Here is a 22,912-nt window from a genome sequence, read left to right as displayed (position 1 = left end):
GAATAAGGATGCCCTTTTTTAGATATGTGTAAAATTGGATGTAGTAGCCAGATTATGAATAATGATCATGGCATCATAATAAAAGAAAAAAATCCCCACAGCTTGTACCGATTTATTAACAGAATGGATACAGGCTGTGGGGTATTATTGTTATAGAAGTGTTATTAATAAATTATGGCAACTATATTATAAAGTTGTATTATTAAATGACCCAATAGTATTTAGCGCACGCAGATATAAACCATATAAGCTGCATACATCAGAAGCATAAGGATACCTTCTTTGCGGTTGATCTGCTGCCTGGTCCATGCAAATGCAAGAACGATCACGCTCATAATAATGAGCAGGATAATGTCGATGACATTTTCCATCAGGAATGAGATCGGGCTGATCACAGTTGCAATTCCGAGTACGAATAAAATATTGAAAATATCTGATCCGATGACATTGCCAAGTGCCATATCAACTTCGCCTTTTTTAGCGGCGACCAGTGAGGTGACAAGTTCCGGAAGACTGGTTCCCATAGCAACGATCGTAAGTCCGATCAGTGTCTGACTGAGTCCCATCCTGGAAGCAATGGACGATGCACCGTTAACAACGAAATCTCCGCCAAATTTGATTGCGATCATACCTCCGATAATAAAGACAAGACTCTTCCATGTTGGCAGGATTGCAATATTTTCTTCTACAAATTCAGCCTGTTCTATCTGGCCTGACTGTGCGGGATCCGAGAGAACTGCTGCACGGGCTTTCTTTGCAGACTGGATCATCCAGAGCAGATAGCCGACAAAAAGAACCAGGAAGATAATTCCGTCAATGTGTCCGAGTGTCATGCCGATATAGCCGAGTACAAGCATCAGTGCCGCACAGATGATAGAGAGCGGAAATTCCTTCTTCAGTGTATCCTGGCGGATCGTCAGAGGCGAAAATAATGCGCAGGCGCCACAGACAACCATCAGATTGAAAATGTTCGATCCGATGACATTGCTGACGGCAAGGCTGTTGTTATTTGCAAGTGACGCAGTCACGCTGACTGCACATTCCGGAAGACTGGTTCCCATAGCAACGATCGTCATACCGATGAGCATGGCAGGAACATGGAATTTCTTAGCGACAGAAGAACTTCCTTCGACAAAAAAATCCGCTCCTTTGATAAGTAACACAAATCCAATCACGAGAATCAGAATAGCTTTTAATAATTCCATTTTACGAAATCCTTTCTGAAATTTTTGAATAAATAATGTATTTTATATTTATATAATGATACCCAAATTTGGAAGCCTGAATCCACATGAGATTGCTCATGAGCGGATGAAAGACTTGCTGGACATTACATCTATTCTATTACATACAGTGCTAAAATGCAACAGAATTAGAAACCCCTGTTTTTAACAGTTATGTTACTAAAATGAGGTAGAAAAGCCATATATTCTATGGTATCATAAACAAAATATATTTTTCCTTAGAAAGAGAGAATCATTATGCAGGTAGATGAATTTGAAATATCAAAACCAATCGATCTTAAGAAGCTGTTCCGTCTGCTTGCGTAGCTTCTTGAACGGGACATAATAAGCGCAGAAAATAACAATAAAAATATCCCCATTGTGTGTGGTGCCACAATGGGGATATTTTCTATATTTTGTTGTTAAAATAAGGGGGCTTTTTTATACGCTCGGCTCAAGCGCTTCCTCAGATTCAACAGCTTCTGTAGTTTCTGCGATAATTTCTTTTACAAGTATTCCTTTCTTCTCGCGGATGCGTTTGAAAACTGTTCCGCCTATAAATCCTGCAAGTAAACCGCCTGCTGCTGCAAATGCAAGAGAGATTACAACAGTTCCCGGCGCATTAAATGCAAATGGTGCAAGAAGTCCAGGAATTGGAGAAGCTGTACCAGGCGCATTATTCACAATGTGGAATACCGCCGCTGAGATACCTGCAAGTCCGCCGCCAAAGAAATTCGAACAATAGATAGGAATTGGATTGGCAGTTACGATCGGGGCCTGTGTTAAAGGCTCTAACATAACGCCGATTACGTTACCTCTGTTACCAAGTTTCAATTTGTGGAATATCATACCGTTTGTGAAAGAACCACCAAAGCATGCAACTGCGGCAATACCCATTGGAAGTCCTGTCAGCCCTAACATGGCTGTCAGTGCCATAGAACTTAACGGTGATGTACAGATCATTTTCATAATACCACCGAGCAAGAATCCCATAACGATCGGGGACTGATCGGTTGCTGCTGAAATTGTAAGACCGATTCGTGATAATAAGATGTTCACACCCGGTTCTACACTTACAACGATAATACGTGCGATTGGAGCGACTGCAAGAGCACCAACGATTACGTTCACACCTTCCGGAAGTTTCTTTTCAATAATCGGTGCAACAAATCCTACGATATATCCTGCGATAAATCCAGGAAGGATTCCGTAACCTGCAACGGCTACACCGGCTACTACTCCGTATAACGGGTTAGCTCCCATACAGATTGGAACCATGATTGCCGCTGCAACACCACCCATGCTTCCGGATGTGGTTCCAACCTGTTTTAAAAATGAAATACCAAACAAATCTCCGCTGATATAGCTGTGAATTGCCTCGACAAGGAATGTTGCAACGGCTGCATCTGCCATACCTGACATTGCAAGCGATCCCTTCGGCATCTTAAGACTGAACAGTGAAAACACTGCTAATGTTGCGACCAATAAAGCTACACCTGATAAAACTGTTACCATACGTTACACCTCTCAACTTTCTTTGATTTAAAAATTCTATAAGTCCGTCCGTTTATTGATAGGTATAATATATATGCACGGTTACAAAAAGTTTCAATAGGTGACAATATGCATACAAATAAGCGCGATTATTATAAATCATTGTGCATTTTGACAACGAAAAGCGAGAGAAGTCAGAAAATGACGAATCTTCAAATTACCGTGTCTGACAGTTTTTTGACGAATACAATCCATTTCTTTCCGCACCTGTTCAAAATTGTAAAGTGTACTGGAATAATCAACGAAGATCTCGTTTGAGTAATCATCTAGACCGAGATGTGCCAGATTGACAAGACCGTTAAACGCAGTACGGCGGATACGCTGCTCCATGGACTTCGGATTATCACAGAATTTACTGCACAGTTCGCTGACAGTCATTGTATCCACGCTTTCCGGGTGCATACACATGTATTTGACGATCGTAATAATATCTTTGCTACCGGTATCGCCTATAATTCCGAGACGTGTAAGGATCGTGCGCAGATTTGCCTCAATCTGCTGCTCATTTGCTGACTTGGAAACAGAGGATTTGTTTGTGTCAGGGGTAAAAATATTATGCATCTGCTGAACCATCCGTTTCATGGAAAGACCGTCGCTGACTTTGCGGATGATGGATTCCACTTCTACGCTGTTGATTGGTTTCTGGATGAAAAATTCTACACCGGCTTCATAGGCAGAAGCAATCATATCCTTGGAAGAAACCTGTGACAGCATAATATAGGCTGCGTCCGGAAGAATTTTTTTCGCCTGCTTGATGAAAGAAATGCCGTCCATCTCCGGCATAAGGAAATCGACAAGAACGATGTCCGGGCGCATAACAGGCAGATCTGCCAGTGCCTCTGCTGCGTTTTCCGCACTTCCGCAACAGACACCGAGTCCACGCGTATTTACGATCAGTTTTAAAATGTTTGTAATGTTTTTATCGTCATCTATAAAATAAAAAGACATCATGATTTGATCACCTCAATTTGATTCTTTGGTATGCTTACTGTAAAAGTTGTATTTCCCGGCACGGATGCCAGTTCGATTGAACCGCCGAGACGTTTTTCGACAAGATCTTTCACAAGACCAAGACCGATTCCACGGCTTACTTCCCCGGTTTCAAAATTAATTTTGGTTGAGAAACCGGTATTAAAAATCTCATCTTTGTATTCAACCGGGATTCCCGGACCGTCATCTGTAATTTTGAAAATGACAGCTTCATCCTGGGAAAATATGGAAATCATAAGAGTTACAGTCTGTTCCTGTGCGGCTTCCAGTGCATTGATGAGAAGATTCCGGAAAATGGATAACAGCTCATAATGTTTGGAAGTATAAAAATTTGTTTTGCAGATAAATTTAAAATTCAGTGTCTTATCCATGGAATCAGCAAGTGTAAACATGGAAGTCTTAAGCAGTGTGAAAATCTCTTCCAGATACATGCCGTCCTGTTCGACTTCCTCGTTCAGTGCTTCGGAAATTCCACGCATGATCAGAAGGTATTCTTTCTTGATCTCGTGGATATCTCTTGCAGTTGCCAGAGCGGAAGTAGATAATTCTGCCGGAACATCGGCCTCCGTCAGCTCCTGATATAATTTGTAAGAATGATTCATTGTCTCTTCAATAAGCAAAGTATTTTTCTGCATCCAGACCATTTCCCCATTCAGTTTGGAAATGAGAAGAACGAGGCGCTGATAACGCTCTTCATGTTCCTTTTTCAAAAGAAGCATCCGGTATTTTTCAAAAAGTGTCAGAATCAGCCAGACCACACAGGAGCGGAAAAAAGCTGTCAGGAAAATACCTGTCTGCAGGCGGATATGAAATGCGGAAATATCCAGACGTACAAGCAGTTCCAGAAAGTTTGCCACATAGTCAATTACGGTCAGAACGAGTAGTGTGTGATTTCGGTTCGGATATTCTGAAAATGCAGTTGTGTCTATATCTTTTCGCTGCGTCAGTTTTCTGAAAAAGCTTTTGCCGGAAGATTTCCATGATGTTATATTTTTAACATATATATATAGAAGAAACCCGTAGCAAAGATAGAATGTCATTTCTGGAAAATACCGGGAAATCGGTGCTGTAGTATCTGTTACGATCCATGCAAGCAGCATACGGAGTGAACAGACGCCGACTGCTGAAAGCACTGTCACCGGAATCAGTGGAAAATCCTGGATCAGAAATGTCATGGCAGACAAAAAAATCACAGCAACAGATAGCTGAAAGTTCCGGGTGAACAAGCTGATGCTAAGCTGTGAGAGAATAATAATGACTGCACTGTAAAAACATGATTTCTTTATCGGTATGTTCATTGTAAATTATCCTCAGTGAAAAAATTCTGTTTGCATATCGTGGCGGGTTCCAAAGTTTGTCATCCATATATGAGCAAGCTCATATGGATTTAGACTTTTGAACCCTAGTATCATATCTAGTGTATCTGACAAAATGACGAAAATCAATAGTTATACTATGATTATTTTTGTTATATTTATAATAACATAACAAAATATTTTTTGACAAATATTAGAGGATTATTGTAAACTATAAACAGTTTCCAAAAGACTGCATTACGGATTGGTATGGTAATTGCAGAGGGGTAACAAATCTAATAAGAAAGAAGGAACAACAAATGACAGTACCAGAGAGACTCGAAGCACTTCGCAAACGGATGGAGGAGAAGAAGATTGATGTTTATGTAGTGCCAACCGCTGATTTCCATCAAAGTGAATATGTTGGGGAACATTTCAAGGCGAGAAAGTTCATCACAGGATTTTCTGGTTCCGCAGGGACAGCAGTCATCACAAAGACAGAGGCAAGACTGTGGACGGACGGACGTTATTTCATCCAGGCTGCAAAGCAGTTGGAAGAATCTACAGTAGAGCTGATGAAGATGGGAGAACCGGGTGTGCCGGAGATGAATGCTTACATCGAGAAAGTGTTACAGGCAGGGGAAACACTTGGATTTGACGGAAGAGTAGTATCTGTCGGAGAAGGTCAGGGCTATGCAGACATTGCAGCAAAGAAAGACGCACATGTGAATTACCAGGAAGACCTGATCGATGAGATCTGGAGTGACCGCCCGGCAATGTCAGAAGAACCGGCATTTGATCTGGATGTGAAATATGCAGGAGAGACGGTTGCTGACAAACTTGCAAGAATCCGTAAAGAGATGAAGGATGCAGGAGCGAATACACATGTAATGACAACACTGGATGATATCTGCTGGATGCTCAATATCCGTGGAAATGATATTGATTTCTTCCCGATGGTATTATCTTATGCGATCGTTACAATAGATGGCGTAGAGCTGTATATTGATGAACGTAAACTGGATGATGCGTTGAAAGCAAAGCTGGCAGCAGATGGTGTGAAACTTCATCCGTACAATGACATTTATGAAGATGTGAAAAAGTTTACAGAAGATACAGTTGTGATGGTTGATCCAGGTAAACTGAACTATGCAATTTTCAATAATATTCCGGAAAATGTGAAAACAATTGAGCAGAGAAATCCGGCAATTCTTATGAAAGCAATGAAGAACCCGGTAGAGATCAAAAACATCCGCAAAGCCCAGATCAAAGACAGTGTAGCTCATGTCAGATTTATGAAATGGTTGAAAGAGAATGTCGGAAAGATGAAGATCACAGAGATGAGTGCGTCAGACAAGCTGGATGAGTTCCGCGCAGAGATGGGCAATTTCATCCGCCCGAGCTTTGAGCCAATCTCTTCCTTTGGAGAGCATGGAGCAATTGTGCATTATACATCATCTCCGGAGACAGACGTTGAGCTGAAAGAGGGACAGCTGTTCTTAACAGATACAGGCGCCGGATTTTATGAAGGATCTACAGATGTAACAAGAACTTATGCATTAGGCGAAGTGCCGCAGATCATGAAAGACCATTTTACATTGGTTGCGATCAGTAACTTGCAGCTTGGCAATGCAAAATTCTTAGAGGGATCTACAGGTATGGTTCTGGATATCCTTGCAAGAAAGCCTTTCTGGGACAGAGATTTGAACTTCAATCACGGAACAGGACATGGAGTTGGTTATCTGCTTAATATCCACGAAGGACCGACTGGATTCCGCTGGAAATACCGCCCGGGCGAGACTGAGCCGCTTGCAGAAGGCATGATCATCACAGATGAGCCGGGAATCTATATTGAAGGTTCCCATGGTATCCGTCTGGAAAACGAACTTCTGACAAAGAAAGGAACTCTGAACGAATATGGACAGTTCATGTATTTTGAAGCGATTACACTGATTCCGATGGACTTAGATGCCATCAACCCGGATATCATGACAGCAGAAGACAAGAAGCTGCTCAATGATTATCATGCGAGAGTATACGAAGTGATTTCGCCATATCTGAATGACGAAGAGAAAGCATGGCTTGAGAAATACACAAGAGCAATTTAACAGAGATAGAGAACTTCATGGCTGGCGCTTCCCGTTTCCGGGGGCGCCGGCTTTATTGCTATATAATTTAGAAAAATTGAAAAAATCACAAAAAAACACCTCAAAAAAAGTGTATATTTGGTTAATCTGTTTGTTATAGAAGAGATATAATAAAACCGTAACAAGAAAACCTACTTAACACACCTCTTTGTATTGTAAGACAAAGTCGAAGGATGCTAAGCATATCAGATTTTTGGAGGAAAAGATAAATGAATACTTTAAAAGCTGAAAAAAGAAGCATGGACATCAAAGCAAAGAAATTAAGAAGAGAAGGATTTGTTACGGGCAATGTATTTGGCCGCGAGATGAAAGAATCTGTTCCGGTAAAAATGGACAAAAAAGAAGTAGAAAGCCTTCTGAAGAAGAATAATAAAGGAAGTCAGGTTATGCTTGATGTTGACGGAACAAAACATAACGTACTGATTAAGGATATTCAGTTTGATCCGATTAAAAAACAGATCAACGAAGTAGATTTTCAGGCATTGGTAAGCAACGAAGCTGTTCACTCTGTAGCTGAGATCGTATTGGTTGATGCCGAGAAAGTAACAACAGGTGTATTGGAAGAACATCTGGAAGAAGTAGCATTTAAGGCATTACCGAAAGACCTTGTAGATAAGATTGAAGTCAATGTAGGCGATATGCATGCAGGTGATACAATCAAAGTAAAAGATCTGGATATTGCCAAGAATCCGGAGATTACATTATCTACGGATCCGGAAGCACTGATTGTAAGTGTAACAGAAGTTCATGCATCAGCAGATGATGAAGAAGCTGAAGACGGAGAAACAGCAGAAGCATAATATAAAATGCCTGGATAGAAAATTTGAGATTGTAAAAAATAAGAAGCACATTCTGACGCAAAGATGAGAAGCGTTAGGATGTGCTTTTTAATAATAGAAAACGACAGCCACTTACGACCGTCGTTTTTGATATAGTAAATTATGTTATTGCAGTTTATTTCACTGTAAGTGTCTTGGAGAAACTTACTTTCGTACCGGTTTTCAATTTAGCAGTGATCTTCACCTTACCGGTTTTGGAGCCCTTCTTCACAATTCCGTTCTTATTGACAGTAGCGATATCTTTATTGCTGCTGGTCCAGGTAAAGCTGGATGGATTAAGAATTGGGCGTGCATACATGTATGGACTGTTGTAGTCGGTATACAGTCGCATGGAAGGATTTTCATTGTAGAGCTGATCGATGGAGGAGCGTATTGAAAAATATTTCTTTTTCAGATATTCATTCTTGGTGTCTACATTTTTCGTGTATTTTACCTTGGATTTGGACTTCTCTACTTTTTTAACTTTGGTATTACTGAACTCAATAGAGTATGTTACGGAAGTGATATAGCCGTACTCTGTTGTTGTGTAAGTAGCGGCGATACCGGCGCACTTTGCCTTGGAGAGCAGTAATCCTTTGCGGTGAGGCGGAGAAGCAATCCAGGAATCAACAACTGCTTTTGCACTGGTTATGCTGCCTGAAGCACCAAATTCGGAAGGCTCCATGTAGTAACTTCCGCCGATTTCCAGACAGTCTTCATAGCAAATACGTTTATTCAACGTCTTGGTAAGTTTCCCGTTCGGTCTGCGGTGTGGGCTGGTCTGCGGTGTGTAAATATTCAGTTCCGCGCCACGGGTGATTGCAGCTTTTGTAAGATCCTTATCCAGTTTCAGAGCTTTCAGATGTTTTTTCTTACGATATTTGTTCACATACTTTAAAATAGCCTGTGCCTGCTTGTAATCCTGGGTTACAGTAAGGGAAATCTTACCGGTTGACGGTGCCTTGGCATAAGAAGTGGTTGGGCCGGCGAAGCATGTAAGCTCTACTACGAGAGCGGCAGAAAGTGCTGCGCAGGCAAGTCGCTTGAACCATTTGTTTTTCATAGCTTTTCCTCCGATGAATAAATATTCTATAAAATGAGTATATCATACATGCGTATGTATGACTATATAAAAAAGAAATCCCGGCATAATGCCGGAATCCCTTTTCCATTGTATCATCTTATTTTGTTTTTAAAGATTTTACTTTTGACCAGTCAGAGTGGAAGTTTTTCGCTCCGACTTTCTTGTAAGTTCTGATTCTTACATAATATTTCTTGTTCTTCTTTAAGTTCTTAATTGTCTTAGAAGTAACTTTGTTCTTAGAAATTGTAACAGTTTTTACTTTGGAACCAAATCCTTTCTTAACAGAATACTGAATCTGATAACCGGTAACCTGCTTGGTCTGTTTTTTCCAGGTTGCCTTGAATGCTTTTTTGCCAGCTTTTACAGATTTCAGAGAAGTTGCTACCGGGCTGATCTTGAATGATTTAGTGATCTTTCCTGTGTAGTTTCCTTTGAATGTTACAACTGCTTTTGCTCTTCCGACTTTTTTATTAGAAGAATATTTTACAGTATAATCCGTGCCGTTTTTCAGCTTCTTACCTTTTACAGTAACTTTTACAGCCGGTTTGATGGATTTTCCATTGTAAGTATAACGTACTTTGCTTAAGGAAACCTGGTTGGATTTTACAGCCGTTTTCTTAGCAGGCTTATCCTGATTCGGTTTATCCGGAGTTGTTTCATCTGCAGATTTGTATTCAATAACATTGTTGTACATAGAGATGGATCCCATCTTGAAAGTAACGATTCCGTTGCTTTCTGTGAAGTTCAGTCTCTGGAGTTTACCGTTTTTGTCGATGTAGTAAACATTTTTTACAGCTTTTCCTTCCGGAACCACTCTTGTGATTACGAAATCACCGGCTGCCAGTTTGGAAATCTCAGTTCTGTACATGTTGATTGCATCGATATCAACAACTTCATAATCTTTGCCTTCTAATTCATCAACTTTGTAATCTTCTAATACGCGATCGTTGATGTAGTAGCTTCCTTTACCGAAGTTCAGACCTGTAACTGTTGTGTTGTTTGAAGAGCCAACCATAACAACGTCACGGTCATGTTCTGTTCCTTTATCTACGAGGTAAATGCCTCCGACGCTTCCGCAGCTGAAGTGGTTGAATGTGTATTTTCCTGCTCCATATTCGGATTTGTCTTTTACAGTTAATGGGAAGGATTCTACGCCGTATTTGTCGCTTTCTACCTGTACCATGTAGTTGTAATCTTCCATCAGGCTTACGTTGAGGTTTCCTTCTGCATCACTGACACCATTTACAGTTTCGTAAGGGCTTACCAGTTTTACGTTAACATCCGGAACTGTGTTCATGTTGCCTTCTTTGTCTACATAGTATACTGGAAGGCTTACATTGACACGTGCAGCATCTTTTGGATCTTCCAGAGCTGTCTGTCTCTTTGTGAGATCAAAGCTGCTTTCATTTTCATTGCATTTATAGCAAAGTGGTTTGTCACCTGTCTTAGACAGAGTGATGTAATGATTTGGCATCTCGTATTCGGAATCCTCAGCATATACGATGTAGTGATGATCTTTGAACATTTCTACATCCGGAAGTACTCCGTTGTGAGATTTAACAGTAGTTTCAATGGTCTGTGTTGAGCAATTGTAGAATACAAATGTAATATCTTTGTCCAGTGGAGCAGAGCTCTCTGTAGCTTCATTGTATTCATTTACTTTCATATCTTTTAAAGTAACTTTGTCTGCGGCATAAAGTGTTTTTACTTCCTGGCTGTCACCGCATTCATCATCAGAGAACTTCTTGCCGGTTGTATTTTCCTTACCGTCGATTCTCTTAAGATCCAGGTAGTTGTAGTTCAGACGTCCTTCGATATCTTCCACATCATAGCCTTTCAGGACAGCCTGTGTCTTGCCGGCTTTATCCTGCTGGAACTGGAATGGAATACCGCCCAGTTCTTTGTACTGCTTGAATAATGGGTTTGTATCGAAATCAATCTCATAAGTATCATTTTCATCCAGAGTCAGAAGATAGTCGGTGTAACTTTCACCCATAACAACAACTTCACCTTCACGGCTCAGGACAGTTTTGGATTTATTTGTATCCAGACGGGTCATCTTGAAGGATAATCCGCCTTCTGCGTAATAACCGTTGTCAGAGAGCAGTAAGCTCATCCAGCAAGAAGCCGGAACGATACAGCTTGGATCCTGTTTCTTGTCCAGTTTCTTTACAACGATCTTAGTGCATACCTGCTCGTCAGCATCAATACCTTCATCATAGTCATAATAAAGTGGAGCCTGGTTGTCATAACGTGCGTAAATACGCATTAATTTATCACTCTTGTAAGCACCTACGATATTGTGTGTCTGCCAGTATTTGTTAGCTACATCAAAACCAATCTTGTACTGTACTTCGGCTTTCATCTTTACACCGGAGAGCTTACCGTCTTTGGTCGTATAACGTGTAGAGTAGTTATTACTATCCAGAAGGGTCTGCATGTTGATGAGGTCAAATGCCATACCATCTTCTACCGGAGTACCGTCTTCGTATACAACGTCGATATCAGCAACGTTTACATCCTTATTGTAAGGTACTTTTACCGGATCTTTTGCGCCATATTCCTTAACCGTAAGTTTTCTGACAGGTGTCTTTGTGATGGCCTCGGTTTCATTGTCATAATGTAACAATGTTTTGGAATTCTGGGTTGCAGCTACACGAACGAAACCGTCCTGTGCGTAAGCCAGTTCATAATCAGTCCAGAAATCTTCATCTTCGTAGTCATCGATAGAAACTTTATACGGAACACCGGCTTCCAGTTTTAAGTTGGAAAGTTTACCATCTTTTGTAGTGTAGGAAACAGTATCATTTGCTGCATCATCTGTATTATAGAAAGCAAATACATGTCCGTCTTCTACTGGCTTTCCATCTGCATATGTAACCTGTAAAGAAGGAATGGTAACTTTTTCTGGTTTTGAATCATCTGCGCCATATTTCTTAACAAGAAGCTGACGGATTGGAGTTCCGGTAACTTTGTTGTTGGTTGTGTCATAGTAGAATAATGTTTTGGAATTTTCATCTACACCGGCACGGACGAATTCGTCCTCAGCATAAGCCATTTCGTAATCAGCCCAGAAATCTTCATCTTCATCAGGGCTGATACCAAATTTATACTGTTCATTTGCAAGAAGTTCAACATTGTAAATCTTACCATTCTTCACAGTATAAGTATCCGGGTAAGAAGATTCACCGGCGAAAGAGACTTCAATAACATGTCCGTTTTCTACAGGTTTACCGTCTGTGTAGTTAACCGGAACAGAAGGAATGGTAACTTTAACCGGATCTTTTGCGTCGTATTTTTTGATGACTAATTTACGGACAATTTTGTCCGTAATCTTGCCCTCTGTCATATCGTAGTGTAATAAAGTTTTGGAATCTTTATTTACAGCGACACGGACGAAGCCATCCTGTGCGTAAGCCATATCATGTTCTTCAATATAATCCCAGTCATTCCAGCTTAACGTAACTTTATAAGATACACCTGGAACCATTTCGATATTTTTAATTAAACCATTTTTTACTGTATAAGAAGATTGCGCGCCGTCTTCGCTGTTGAAGAAATCTATGGTAACGCCATCTTCTACCATTTTCCCATCAGCATAAGTAACAGGTATAGAATTAATTGTTACTTTCTCGACTGCTTCATCATCATCTTTCTTATCGCCGTCGTCTTTTGCATCATCTTTTGTGTCATCTGCTGCTTTTGCCTGTTTCTTTACAGTTGTTTTTTCTACTGCTTTAGATTTGGCTGCCTTTTTATCAGCAGATTTGTTTTCGACTTTTGCGTCGTCTTTTTGATCTTTCTGATCTTTGGCTTCTGTTACAGTTTCAGCTTTTTTGTCTGTTGCTGATTCTGCTGTGTCCGGGATTGTGATCTTACCGGACTCGTCCTGCTGGTCATCTGTTGCCTCTGTCTGGACTGCTGTGGTATCCACGTCTTTCGCGTATACGAAATTCGTTGGAATCATCGTCAGCGTCATCGCAGAAGAGAGCAGAATTGCGGCAAGTTTTGCAAATCTTTTTTTCATAACTTTCCTTTCCTCTCTTTAAAATTAGTAAAAATTTATAACAGACCACTTTTATTATAACTTTCTATAAGGAAGATTGCATAATCGATAATTATAATAAATGAGGGTATTTATAGGATCTATGAATTTGAATACAGGTGACACAGGAAATATAATAGTATCAAAGTGAATGTGCCGGTGAATGAAATGCCGGGGACTACAATGGGAGGAAAAAGAAAATGAAAAAGAAAGTGATCAGTATTTTGCTGGCGGCAGCGTTGATGATCGGTATGACGGGTATACCGGCAAAGTCCGCATCTATTGGAAATCTGTGCGTACAGGCGGCGGATGCGGTGGAACTTAAGAAGCCGCAGATAGAAACGGACACATCGATGGAAGCCGGACAGCGGGTGACGTGGGATACGATTTATTATGGATATTATCCACAGACGGAGATTGTGTCGGAGAAGACGCAGTGTGGTGCGGCGAAGAATCAGAAGTGGAGTAAAGAATCCGATTATGAAGTTAATGATAAAGTATATCAACAACTGCAAGACGCTAAATATACGAAAAATGGAGATACGGTCATAGATGGTGTAAAATATCGCCGAATCCGAAAGGAAGACAGCACTTTTCCTGCAACAAGCGGACAGGATATCCCACATTATTATTTCTGGGCAAGAAGTGTGACGTATCACTATTTCCGTTATGAACCGATCCGCTGGCGTGTGTTAAATATAGCAGATAAGAATGCACTTCTGCTTGCGGATGTCTCATTGGATGACCAGCTATATAATAGAGAAGCAAAAGATACGACATGGGAACAGTCATCGATCCGGAGCTGGCTGAATGGATATGGAGAGGAAAAAGAGAAGAACTTTAAGGATACAGCTTTCCGGGAAAAAGAGCAGCAAGCGCTTGTAAATACTTCGCTTCAGAATTTGGGAAATTTACATTATGATACGGTCGGCGGATCTGATACGAATGACAGGATTTTTCTGCTTGCGGAAATGGAAGTGTACGGCGGTGCGCAGGCACTGACGCATGGATTTATTTCCAATTATCGTGACGGTGATCCGGGTGCGAGAGATGAGGCGCGTCGCTCCAAGAGCTCCACTTATGCGAAAGCAATGGGCGTGTGGAGCAATTATGAGGATGGATTTATCGGCAACTGTCTCTGGTGGACACGCTCGCCGGGACAGTACCAGAATTATGCGGCATATGTATGCAATTATGGATTTATCCGTAATTATGGGGAATTGGTGGATCGCAATCATATTGGGGTGCGTCCGTCTCTGATCATTGATCTTTCGGATGAGAGCAACTGGTCTTATGGTGGAACCGTTTGCAGTAATGGGGAGCAGAATGTGACAGAAGCTCCGGCATTGAATGTATTTGCAGATCAGAAGATGGATTATGTGGATGAGCCAGATGACGGAAAGAAAGATGATGATAAAAAAGACGACGATAAGAAGGATGATAACAAGAAGGACGATAACACACAGAAGCCGTCAGAGATCAAAGTGAGTTCTGTGAAAGTCACTTCCGCATTGTCGAAGAAAATTGCGGCAGGAAAGAGTGTGCAGTTAAAGACAACTGTCGCACCGGCGAAAGCAAGCAACAGGGCTGTAACGTGGAAGACAAGTAATAAGAAATATGCGACTGTGAACAGCAAAGGACTTGTGAAAACACTGGCAGCAGGAAAAGGCAAAACGGTAACGATCACGGCGACAGCAAAGGATGGAAGCAAGAAGAAAGCAAGCATCAGACTTTCTATATTAAAAGACCGTGTGAAATCTATTTTCATGAAAGGAACGAAAACACTTGCCCGCGGAAAGAGCAGCAAATTGAAAACGACAGTGAAGACGACCGGAAAGAAAGTAAATAAGACACTTCGCTATACAAGCAGTAACCCGAAGTACATAAAAGTCAGCTCTTCCGGTAAAGTCACGGCGCTGAAAAATGCAAAAAAAGGTGCGAGCGTGAAGATCACGGCGATGGCGCTGGATGGAACGAATAAGAAAGCAAGTGTGAAAATTAAGGTAAAATAAAGTAGTAAGCATTATTAATGGAATAGGGCAAAAATAAGAACATAAGAAACTGGAATGAAAGAAGCGCCTGCTTCGCAGATGTTATGAATCTGTGGAACAGTCGCTTCGTGGTTTAATATTCGGAGAAAGTATAATGTACAAATAAAAATCCCAGCAGGCGTATATCTGCTGGGACTTTTAGAGTTAAGATTCTACCGGAAAATCATAATCAAGGATCTTCTCGATAGAACGATTCGTTTCGTAAAATTCATTTTTCAGATAAGCAAGCCGTTCTTCGCCGGATGCTTCCAGATGATAGTAAACACGGATCATCCGCTTCCCGGCAGGCTTCTTATAATCGGAGATATATCCCTTTTCGATAAGTTTGTACAGGGCGGGATAAAGCGATCCCTCCGGAACTGTCAGATAATCGTCCGACAATTCTTTGATCAGTTTGGAAAACTGATATCCGTAGCAGTCTCCCTGCTCTTTTAAAATGTGAAGTAAGAGCATCTCTACAGCGCCCTTTTTGAAATTATTCTGTGCCCGCATAATAGTGTCAATCCCTTCCGTTGCTAACTATTATAAAGAATAAACCTTAAGAAAACAACTATTTTTACATTGCATATACAATAAATATTAATGAAAAATTAAATAAATCTTAAGAAAATTTTCCGGTTGAACTGCATGTAAGTTTCACTGTGCGGGTTACGGTGTCGATGACAGAGTTATTATAATAGTGTTTTGCGGTGGCTGTAGCGCTGGCTGTGTTCTTTGATTTGGATGCGGAGCTGTTTACAATTTTCCATCCATCCGCGCTGGATTTGGCAGATACACTAGAGGAAGTACATTTGGAAGTGCCTGATCCATATGTGAATGTACCGGTTACTTTGACATACCATTGTACAGAGTTGTTGTGGATGTATCGACCGGTTTTAGATTTTGTAACAGTTTTTGAATATGGCTGTATAGAATTGGAAGATTCGTCTTCAATGGTGAAGATGATATAGTCCCCGTTAGAGAAGTATTCAATTTCATCAGACGAAGTTGCTGCTGATACATCAATAGGAAATAAAGCTAAAGATAAAATAATGATAAATGATAATATTTTTTTCATAGTAATAATCTCTCCTTGTGTTATTCAATTGTTTCGATATATAGATTTGGGATTTCTTTTTGACTTTGTATGTATAATTCATGCAGATAAAAGCTGCGTACGCCCGTTACGATGATGACCGCAATGAGAACTGCAACGAACATTCTGCGGATATAGCAGGTAAAACGAAGATTCTTGGTCAGATAAGAAGAATCACAGTTTGAATAATAGTCAGCTACGATTTCTTCGGGATTACCAAGTTCATCACATATTTCAGAATAATTAATAGCGGGATTTTCTTCAGACAGATTGGTCAATGCGGATTTGATATCCTGAAATAACTGCTTTTCCGTTGCTTTATGTATAGGAAGAAAAAGCTTGAGATTCTTATAATATGTTTTACACGCTTTGTTCATTTGTATACCTCCGAATTTGACATAATAATATTTATAAATACATTATATAGTTGATAAAAGAAAAAACAATACATAGAATATCTAAATATATATTGACGGAACAAAAATTGGATGATAATATCAGAATATAGAATGCTGGAAGGAGAAAAATAACGACCAGAGAAGGAGGAATATCTATGAAAGAAAGTCCATTAATACTTTATATTGTTCATTTTATTGTATGTGTTACAGTGATGGTAATGGTATCTCTTGAAATAAGAAAATATGGAACACAGGATATGTTATTATGCGCATTAAAATGGTTTTCACTTACTGCGGTGATAGGTTCGGGGTTCTTTTTGGATGAGAAAAAAAAAAAGTGAAAGAAGAAAGCCGAAAAGAAAAAGAAGAAAGTCGTAATAGCAGGGATTCTGAAAAGCAATGAAACAATCACAGATATTTAATGGACGCGGGAGAGAAAGATTATGAGTAAAAAAGGAAAAGTTATAAGTGCGGTAGTCGTAGTTACTGGATGTCTGGCGCTTGCCGGAAGCGTTGTGCAGAATAATTCCCAGGCAAATGGCAAGGTCTCATTGGAGGGCTTTGGAAAAGTACTGAAAAAAGAATACAAGAATCCAGAAGAGGCTTCCGCAAAAAACTTATATGCGAAGGGAAATTATTCAGAAATTACAAAAACTGATATGGAAAAAGCAATTGCATATTATAAGGCTAAAGGCATGAGCGAAGAAGAAGCAGAAAAAGAAGCTTATAAATATGAAAAAGAAAGCGCAGCATTATGTACAGAGGCAATGAAGGCAGGCTGTAAGGCGACAGACAAAGAAGTGGCAGATTATGTAAGTGATATGCGTGCTGAGTATGAAGGTAAGAAACTGGATGAATCCAGCCAGAAACAAGTTGATGAGATCATTGCACAGTTTGATTCACCGGAAGATTATTGGAAATATGAGAAGACGGTATATCAGAAACTTCTTCCACAGATCAAATATAGAGAGAAGCTGGAGAAGGAGTATAGCGAGAAGCATGCAGGTGACAGCAAGGCTGATTGGGGAAAATACTTTGACAATTACAGGAAAGAAATTGTGGAGAAAGAAGATTTCAAGCTTGTGAAGTAAATATATGTGTTATATCTTTAAAGGGTGGAGAAGATAAAAGGGGATACATCGAAAAGCGCGATGTATCCCCAAGCAAGCTGAGACAGGACGGAGGGATACAAAGAAGTATCTCTTGGAAGAAGTATAAGGGAAAAAGAGATACACAACAAGCCAAGAGCGTATCCCTCAGGGAAAAGAAAAGCCAAAAGGGGATACCCCAACAAGCCAAGAGCATATCTGCAGAACAAAGAAAAGCAACAAGGGAGCTGACTTCACGGATATACAATATATCCGCGGAGCCCAGCTCCCTTGTTTTTTATATATGCATGAAAATTCGTCCTCGGCGGGAGAAGCGAAAAGCAATTCTACTTAAGGAAATACTTCAGGCGTATCCCTACCGCAAAAATTCATTAATAACATGCAGTACGCCATCCTCGTCGTTGGACTTGGTGATGTAATCGGCGCGCTCGCGCACCAGCGGCTGTGCGTTCGCCATGGCAACGCCAAGGCCGGCGGTCTCGATCATCGTAATGTCGTTGTAACCGTCGCCGCAGCAGATCATCTGATCTGAAGTAAGTCCGATGCTGGATAACAGCTTCAGAAGAGAATGTGCCTTATCCACCTGCGGAGGCATGATTTCCAGGAAGAACGGATCGGAGCAGTAGATGTAGAGGTAAGAACGGAAATAATCCGTCACTTCCTTTTGCGCTTTTGCAATAATCTCCGGTTCTCCTGTTACAAGAAACTTGTTCGCCGGTTCTTTAATGCTTGCCGCAAAATCATCCGTCTCGATGATCGGCATGTGATTGATCCGGGATTCCAGTTCGGTATATTTGTTCGGTTTGATTCCGGAGAGGATATTATCTGCTGTATAAGACAAAATATCCAGCCCGTCATATTTTCTTAAAATCTGCAGAAGAGGTTCTACAATATCTCCAGGAAGAGTCTTATTATAGATCGCCTGCATACTTCTGCAATCGGTAATTCTGGCACCGTTAAAAGAGAGAATATAGCTTCCGTAGTCTTCCAGAAGTAGTTGTTTCGCGAGTGGAAGAACTCCCTTGGTCGGACGTCCGCTGGCAAGCACGACTTTCTTGCCCTGCTCCTGAATATCGATCAGAGCTTCCAGAGTAGGTCTGGAGATCTCTTTCTTCGAGTTGGTCAGCGTACCGTCGAGGTCCAGTGCTAATATCTGATATTCCATGGATTCTACACTCCTACAATGCTTCCAGAGCCTCTACCAGTTCAGGAAAATGCATTCCATGAGAAGCTTTGACAAGGACATTGTCTCCCTCTTTCATAATATTTTTCATCTCTGCAAGGAAATCCGCTTTTGTTTCAAACCAGTGTACTTCTGTACCGTCTACGGAAGCACCGTTTGCAATTTCTTTCGCAAGATCTCCGATCGCGCATACAACATCTACACCTTTTTCAGCGGCATATGCGCCTGTCTCGTGGTGCAGTTCTTTTTCATTTGCACCAAGTTCACCCATATTTCCAAGGACAGCAACTTTACGTCCGATCGCCATATCGAGAACATCAATGGATGCCTTTGTAGAAATCGGATTTGCATTGTAGCAGTCATCTAAGATCGTCAGCTTATCGGTAATGATGATGTGGTTTCTTCCCGGAATAGATGGGAGATTCTCAATACCGGCTTTGATTTCTTCATTTGTCAGATCAAGGCTGTATCCGACAGCGGCACCTGCCAGCGCATTGGATACCATGTGGATACCCGGAAGCGGAACAACGCAGTCAAAAGAAGTTCCATTTGGCATGTGGAGCGTACATGAAGTTCCTTTAAGTCCGAGCGGTTTAATATCTGTTGCGCGGAAATCACTGTTGTCACCGGTTCCGAAGAATACAGGCTCTACACCTTTGATCGGACCGGATTCACGTAAAATATCATCATCTCCGTTGAAAATGATGGTCCCGCCATTTTTCATATCCTGGATCATCTGGGATTTCTCCTGGAAGATACCTTCTCTTGTCTTGAAAAATTCCAAGTGGGCAACACCGATGTTCGTGATCACACATACATCCGGACTTGCAACAGAAGAAAGTCTGCGCATCTCGCCGAAGTGGTTGACTCCCATTTCCAGAATAGCAACCTGGTTCTCCTCGTTCATTTCAAAAATTGTGATCGGAAGTCCCCATTCGTTATTGAAATTTCCTAATGTCTTATGAACATTGTATTTCTGGGAAAGTACAGATGCGATCATCTCTTTTGTACTTGTCTTTCCGACACTTCCTGTAATTCCGACAACCTTTACATCGAAAGAATCACGGTACAGTTTCGCAATGTCTAAAAGTGCCTGACCGGTTGATTCTACCAGAATATACGGGTAATCGGTTTCGCCCAGATCTTCATGGGAAACGACACACATTGCGCCCTTCTCGATTGTATCCGGGATAAATTTATGTGCATTTACATTTTCCCCGTCAATAGCGACAAAAAGGTAATCTTTCTCGACTTTACGACTGTCGATTACGACACCTGCTACTTCCTGGGAAAGTTTGGATGTATCGCCGTGATAAGTTCCTTTACAGGCCTTGGTGATATTTTCCAAAGTAAGGTTTTTCATAGAATAAATTCCTCCTTATTGGTAGCGTGCTTTGATTGATTCATCAATGATCTGCTCGCACAGATCACCATATTCCAAACCGGCAGCCTTCGCAGCCTTCGGAATCAGACTCGCCGGAGTCATACCCGGAAGTCCGTTCATTTCCAGACAATAGAACTTACCGTCTGTATCGTCAACGATAAAGTCAGCGCGTGCATACACATCCATGCGTAAAGTGTGAAATGCCTTCTCTGCCATGCGCTTCATTTTCTTCTGTGTCTTCTCATCGAGAGAGACCGGAGGGCAGATTTCCTGTGCGCCGCCTGCCTGGTATTTGTTCTCGTAGTTGAACACACCGTCTTTAGGAATGATCTCTACGATCGGAAGTGCTTTGCCGGCGAGAATACCACAGGCAAATTCTCTTCCTTTGATATAAGGTTCAATTACAACTTCTTCTTCCTGATGGACATCAAAAGACTGATGGATCGCATCAAGATATTCTTCTTCGGTGTGAACGATAAATACACCGATGCTGGAACCGCCGGAGCATGGTTTGATAACCAGTGGAAGATAATATCCCAGCTCGTCAAGCGGGGTATCCTTTGTCTGGCGATTCAGGGAAGTTCCTCGCGGAGTTGCTACACGACTCATTTTAAAAATCTGTTTGGCAACCAGTTTATTCATAGAAAGGGAACAACCCAGAGAATTCGGACCGGTATAACGGATGCCGAGGATATCAAAAGTAGCCTGCAACTTTCCGTTCTCACCGACAGAACCGTGCAGAGCCATAAAAGTAATATCTGCCATACGGCACAGCTCGATGACGTTCGGTCCAAGATAGCAGTCGGACTGATCAGGTCGGGACTTTTTCAAAGCATCGAGATCCGGCATCGTTGTTTTGATACCTTCTGCAATACCAAGTCCGGCGTCCGGAAGATCGAAGACTTCGTCCAGTTTATCCGCATCATAAGGTAGTCCAAAATAAACGTCCAGCAGATAAGCCTGATGCCCCCTTTCGCGTAGTGTTTTACAGATTCCTGCTCCGGAAATAAGTGATACGTCGCGCTCAGGACTGAGTCCTCCGGCTAATACTATAATTTTCATAAAATAAATTCTCCTTACTTAGTCAGATATGCTCATCTGATCAAGCAGCGATTTTTTCACATCGTATAATTTCTGTGATAAATCCACATGGATACGATGTGGGTAGAAGAGACGTTTGGTCTCATCCCAGAGTGTATCCTTCTCTTGCTTGCAGTAAGCTGCAATCTCCATAACAGAAGGAGAGTTGTAGACACATTCACCATTTATGAAGACTGGAACGAGAATCTCACGCATTGTGTATGTGCCACCCGGAAGCCTGGTCTTTTTCCATGTCTCGATTGGATCAAATAATAACAGATCTTCATTGGTGTCATATTCTTCGCCGGCAAAACAGATCAGATCAGCTTTGAGTTTTCCTGTTTCTTTATCATAGATACGATAAATGGTTTTGTTACCAGGATTTGTAATTTTTTCTGTATTTTCAGAAATCTTAATCTTCGGAATAAATTCTCCGTCCTGATTCTTTATGGCAGCCAGCTTATATACACCGCCGAAAGACGGGCAGTCCTTGGAAGTGATCAGATTTGTACCGACACCCCAGGAATCGATGGCTGCTTTTTGCATCTTCAGATCGTGGAGAAGGAACTCATCCAGATCATTGGATGCGCAGATGGTTGCATCTTCGAATCCGGCAGCATCCAACATCTTGCGTGCTTCTTTAGAAAGGTATGCAAGGTCGCCACTGTCAAGACGGATTCCGTATTTTTTGAGGGGATGACCAGACTCTTTAAATTCCCGGAATACACGAATCGCATTCGGTACACCGGATTTGAGAGTATCATACGTATCGACAAGTAATGTGCAGTTATCCGGATACATTTTCGCATAGTTCTTAAATGCAGTATATTCATCCTTGAAGCTCATGATCCAGCTATGTGCATGTGTACCCATGACCGGAACATCAAAAAGCTGTCCTGCAAGAACATTGGATGTGCCGACGCAGCCGCCGATCATAGCAGCTCTCGCACCATAAAGTCCGGCATCCGGTCCTTGTGCACGTCTCAGACCAAATTCCATAATACCGTCGCCGTCTGCCGCAAAGACAATTCGGGAAGTCTTTGTAGCGATCAGTGACTGGTGATTGATGATGTTCAGGATCGCGGTTTCTACAAGCTGTGCCTCCATGATCGGAGCAATCACTTTTAACAGTGGCTCTTTTGGAAATACAACGGTTCCTTCCGGAATTGCATAGATATCACCACTGAAATGAAAACCGCTTAAGTAGTGCAGAAAATCCTCACTGAAAATGTGCAGACTTCTTAAGTAGTCCACATCCTCGTAAGTAAAATTCAGGTTCTTCACATAATCGATCACCTGCTCTAATCCGGCACATACAGAATATCCGTTGCCGCAAGGATTCTGGCGGAAGAAAACGTCGAAAATAACGGTTTCGTTCTGTTTCTCCTCATAGTATCCCTGCATCATTGTCAGCTCATAAAAGTCCGTCAATAACGTAAGATCTTGTCTGTTCATGGTCCCATTTGTCTCCTTTTT

General features: G+C 41.4%; 18 protein-coding genes. 5 read left to right on the top strand and 13 right to left on the bottom strand.

What is annotated here, in order from left to right; genetic code table 11:
• Positions 1–221: 221 nt before the first annotated feature.
• The 4 genes from DW152_RS03930 to DW152_RS03915 all read right to left on the bottom strand — a co-directional run bounded on the left by DW152_RS03930 (position 222) and on the right by DW152_RS03915 (position 5,065).
• Entirely contained in the window at positions 222–1,205 is a 984-nt protein-coding gene (locus DW152_RS03930; RefSeq protein WP_118288003.1) for a calcium/sodium antiporter, read from the bottom strand.
• 459 nt (positions 1,206–1,664) lie between these two features.
• Entirely contained in the window at positions 1,665–2,738 is a 1,074-nt protein-coding gene (locus DW152_RS03925; RefSeq protein ID WP_118288002.1) for a PTS sugar transporter subunit IIC, read from the bottom strand.
• Between the two features lie 138 nt (positions 2,739–2,876).
• Positions 2,877–3,728 (bottom strand): response regulator, encoded by an 852-nt coding sequence (locus tag DW152_RS03920; protein WP_021859657.1) that lies wholly within the window; start codon positions 3,726–3,728, stop codon positions 2,877–2,879.
• Entirely contained in the window at positions 3,725–5,065 is a 1,341-nt protein-coding gene (locus DW152_RS03915; protein ID WP_118288001.1) for an ATP-binding protein, read from the bottom strand. Before DW152_RS03915 ends, DW152_RS03920 begins: the two co-directional genes overlap by 4 nt.
• A 317-nt stretch (positions 5,066–5,382) precedes the next feature.
• On the opposite strand from DW152_RS03915, the gene DW152_RS03910 reads away from it, so the two are divergent.
• Complete coding sequence (locus DW152_RS03910) at positions 5,383–7,170, top strand: aminopeptidase P family N-terminal domain-containing protein (protein WP_118288000.1); 1,788 nt, start codon at positions 5,383–5,385, stop codon at positions 7,168–7,170.
• 248 nt (positions 7,171–7,418) lie between these two features.
• Entirely contained in the window at positions 7,419–8,009 is a 591-nt protein-coding gene (locus DW152_RS03905; protein ID WP_021859660.1) for a 50S ribosomal protein L25, read from the top strand.
• Between the two features lie 154 nt (positions 8,010–8,163).
• Here DW152_RS03905 and DW152_RS03900 read toward each other — a convergent pair whose 3' ends face one another.
• Positions 8,164–9,090 carry a CAP domain-containing protein gene (locus tag DW152_RS03900; protein ID WP_118287999.1) on the bottom strand — a complete coding sequence of 309 codons (927 nt, stop codon included), beginning with the start codon at positions 9,088–9,090 and terminating at the stop codon, positions 8,164–8,166.
• A gap of 118 nt (positions 9,091–9,208) precedes the next feature.
• A complete protein-coding gene (locus DW152_RS03895) occupies positions 9,209–13,138 on the bottom strand; it encodes a fibronectin type III domain-containing protein (protein ID WP_118287998.1) in 3,930 nt (1,309 codons plus the stop codon).
• A gap of 218 nt (positions 13,139–13,356) precedes the next feature.
• Between DW152_RS03895 and DW152_RS03890 the strand changes: the two genes are divergently transcribed.
• Positions 13,357–15,168 carry a DUF6273 domain-containing protein gene (locus DW152_RS03890; RefSeq protein ID WP_118287997.1) on the top strand — a complete coding sequence of 604 codons (1,812 nt, stop codon included), beginning with the start codon at positions 13,357–13,359 and terminating at the stop codon, positions 15,166–15,168.
• 183 nt (positions 15,169–15,351) lie between these two features.
• Here the strand turns inward: DW152_RS03890 and DW152_RS03885 are convergent, their stop codons facing one another.
• From DW152_RS03885 to DW152_RS03875, 3 genes are all read right to left on the bottom strand, one after another.
• On the bottom strand, positions 15,352–15,699 hold the full coding sequence (locus DW152_RS03885) for a PadR family transcriptional regulator (RefSeq protein ID WP_021859663.1): 348 nt from the start codon (positions 15,697–15,699) through the stop codon (positions 15,352–15,354).
• Between the two features lie 109 nt (positions 15,700–15,808).
• Positions 15,809–16,264: a hypothetical protein gene (locus DW152_RS03880; RefSeq protein ID WP_118287996.1), complete on the bottom strand. Its 456-nt coding sequence runs from the start codon at positions 16,262–16,264 to the stop codon at positions 15,809–15,811.
• A 20-nt stretch (positions 16,265–16,284) separates the two neighbouring features.
• The gene (locus tag DW152_RS03875) at positions 16,285–16,659 is read right to left on the bottom strand and encodes a DUF6120 family protein (protein ID WP_118287995.1); all 375 of its coding nucleotides are present in this window, start codon (positions 16,657–16,659) and stop codon (positions 16,285–16,287) included.
• Between the two features lie 176 nt (positions 16,660–16,835).
• On the opposite strand from DW152_RS03875, the gene DW152_RS03870 reads away from it, so the two are divergent.
• A complete protein-coding gene (locus DW152_RS03870; RefSeq protein ID WP_118287994.1) occupies positions 16,836–17,021 on the top strand; it encodes a hypothetical protein in 186 nt (61 codons plus the stop codon).
• Positions 17,022–17,123: 102 nt separating this feature from the next.
• Complete coding sequence (locus DW152_RS03865; RefSeq protein WP_021859667.1) at positions 17,124–17,771, top strand: hypothetical protein; 648 nt, start codon at positions 17,124–17,126, stop codon at positions 17,769–17,771.
• Between the two features lie 373 nt (positions 17,772–18,144).
• Here the strand turns inward: DW152_RS03865 and DW152_RS03860 are convergent, their stop codons facing one another.
• Genes DW152_RS03860 through DW152_RS03845 form a run of 4 tightly spaced genes read right to left on the bottom strand, consistent with a single transcriptional unit; the run spans position 18,145 to position 22,891 of the window.
• Positions 18,145–18,954 carry a Cof-type HAD-IIB family hydrolase gene (locus DW152_RS03860; protein WP_118287993.1) on the bottom strand — a complete coding sequence of 270 codons (810 nt, stop codon included), beginning with the start codon at positions 18,952–18,954 and terminating at the stop codon, positions 18,145–18,147.
• Positions 18,955–18,967: 13 nt separating this feature from the next.
• Positions 18,968–20,335 carry a UDP-N-acetylmuramoyl-tripeptide--D-alanyl-D-alanine ligase gene (locus DW152_RS03855; RefSeq protein ID WP_021859669.1) on the bottom strand — a complete coding sequence of 456 codons (1,368 nt, stop codon included), beginning with the start codon at positions 20,333–20,335 and terminating at the stop codon, positions 18,968–18,970.
• A 15-nt stretch (positions 20,336–20,350) separates the two neighbouring features.
• Positions 20,351–21,418, bottom strand: coding sequence for a D-alanine--D-alanine ligase family protein (locus tag DW152_RS03850; RefSeq protein ID WP_118287992.1), 1,068 nt, complete (start codon positions 21,416–21,418; stop codon positions 20,351–20,353).
• 18 nt (positions 21,419–21,436) lie between these two features.
• Entirely contained in the window at positions 21,437–22,891 is a 1,455-nt protein-coding gene (locus tag DW152_RS03845) for a nicotinate phosphoribosyltransferase (RefSeq protein ID WP_021859671.1), read from the bottom strand.
• Positions 22,892–22,912: the final 21 nt, after the last annotated feature.

This window comes from Dorea sp. AM13-35 (assembly GCF_003473885.1).
Classification (GTDB): Bacteria; Bacillota; Clostridia; order Lachnospirales; family Lachnospiraceae; genus Dorea_D; species Dorea_D hominis.
Note: the sequence above shows the minus strand (reverse complement) of the source record. Positions and strands in the feature narration are given on the sequence as shown.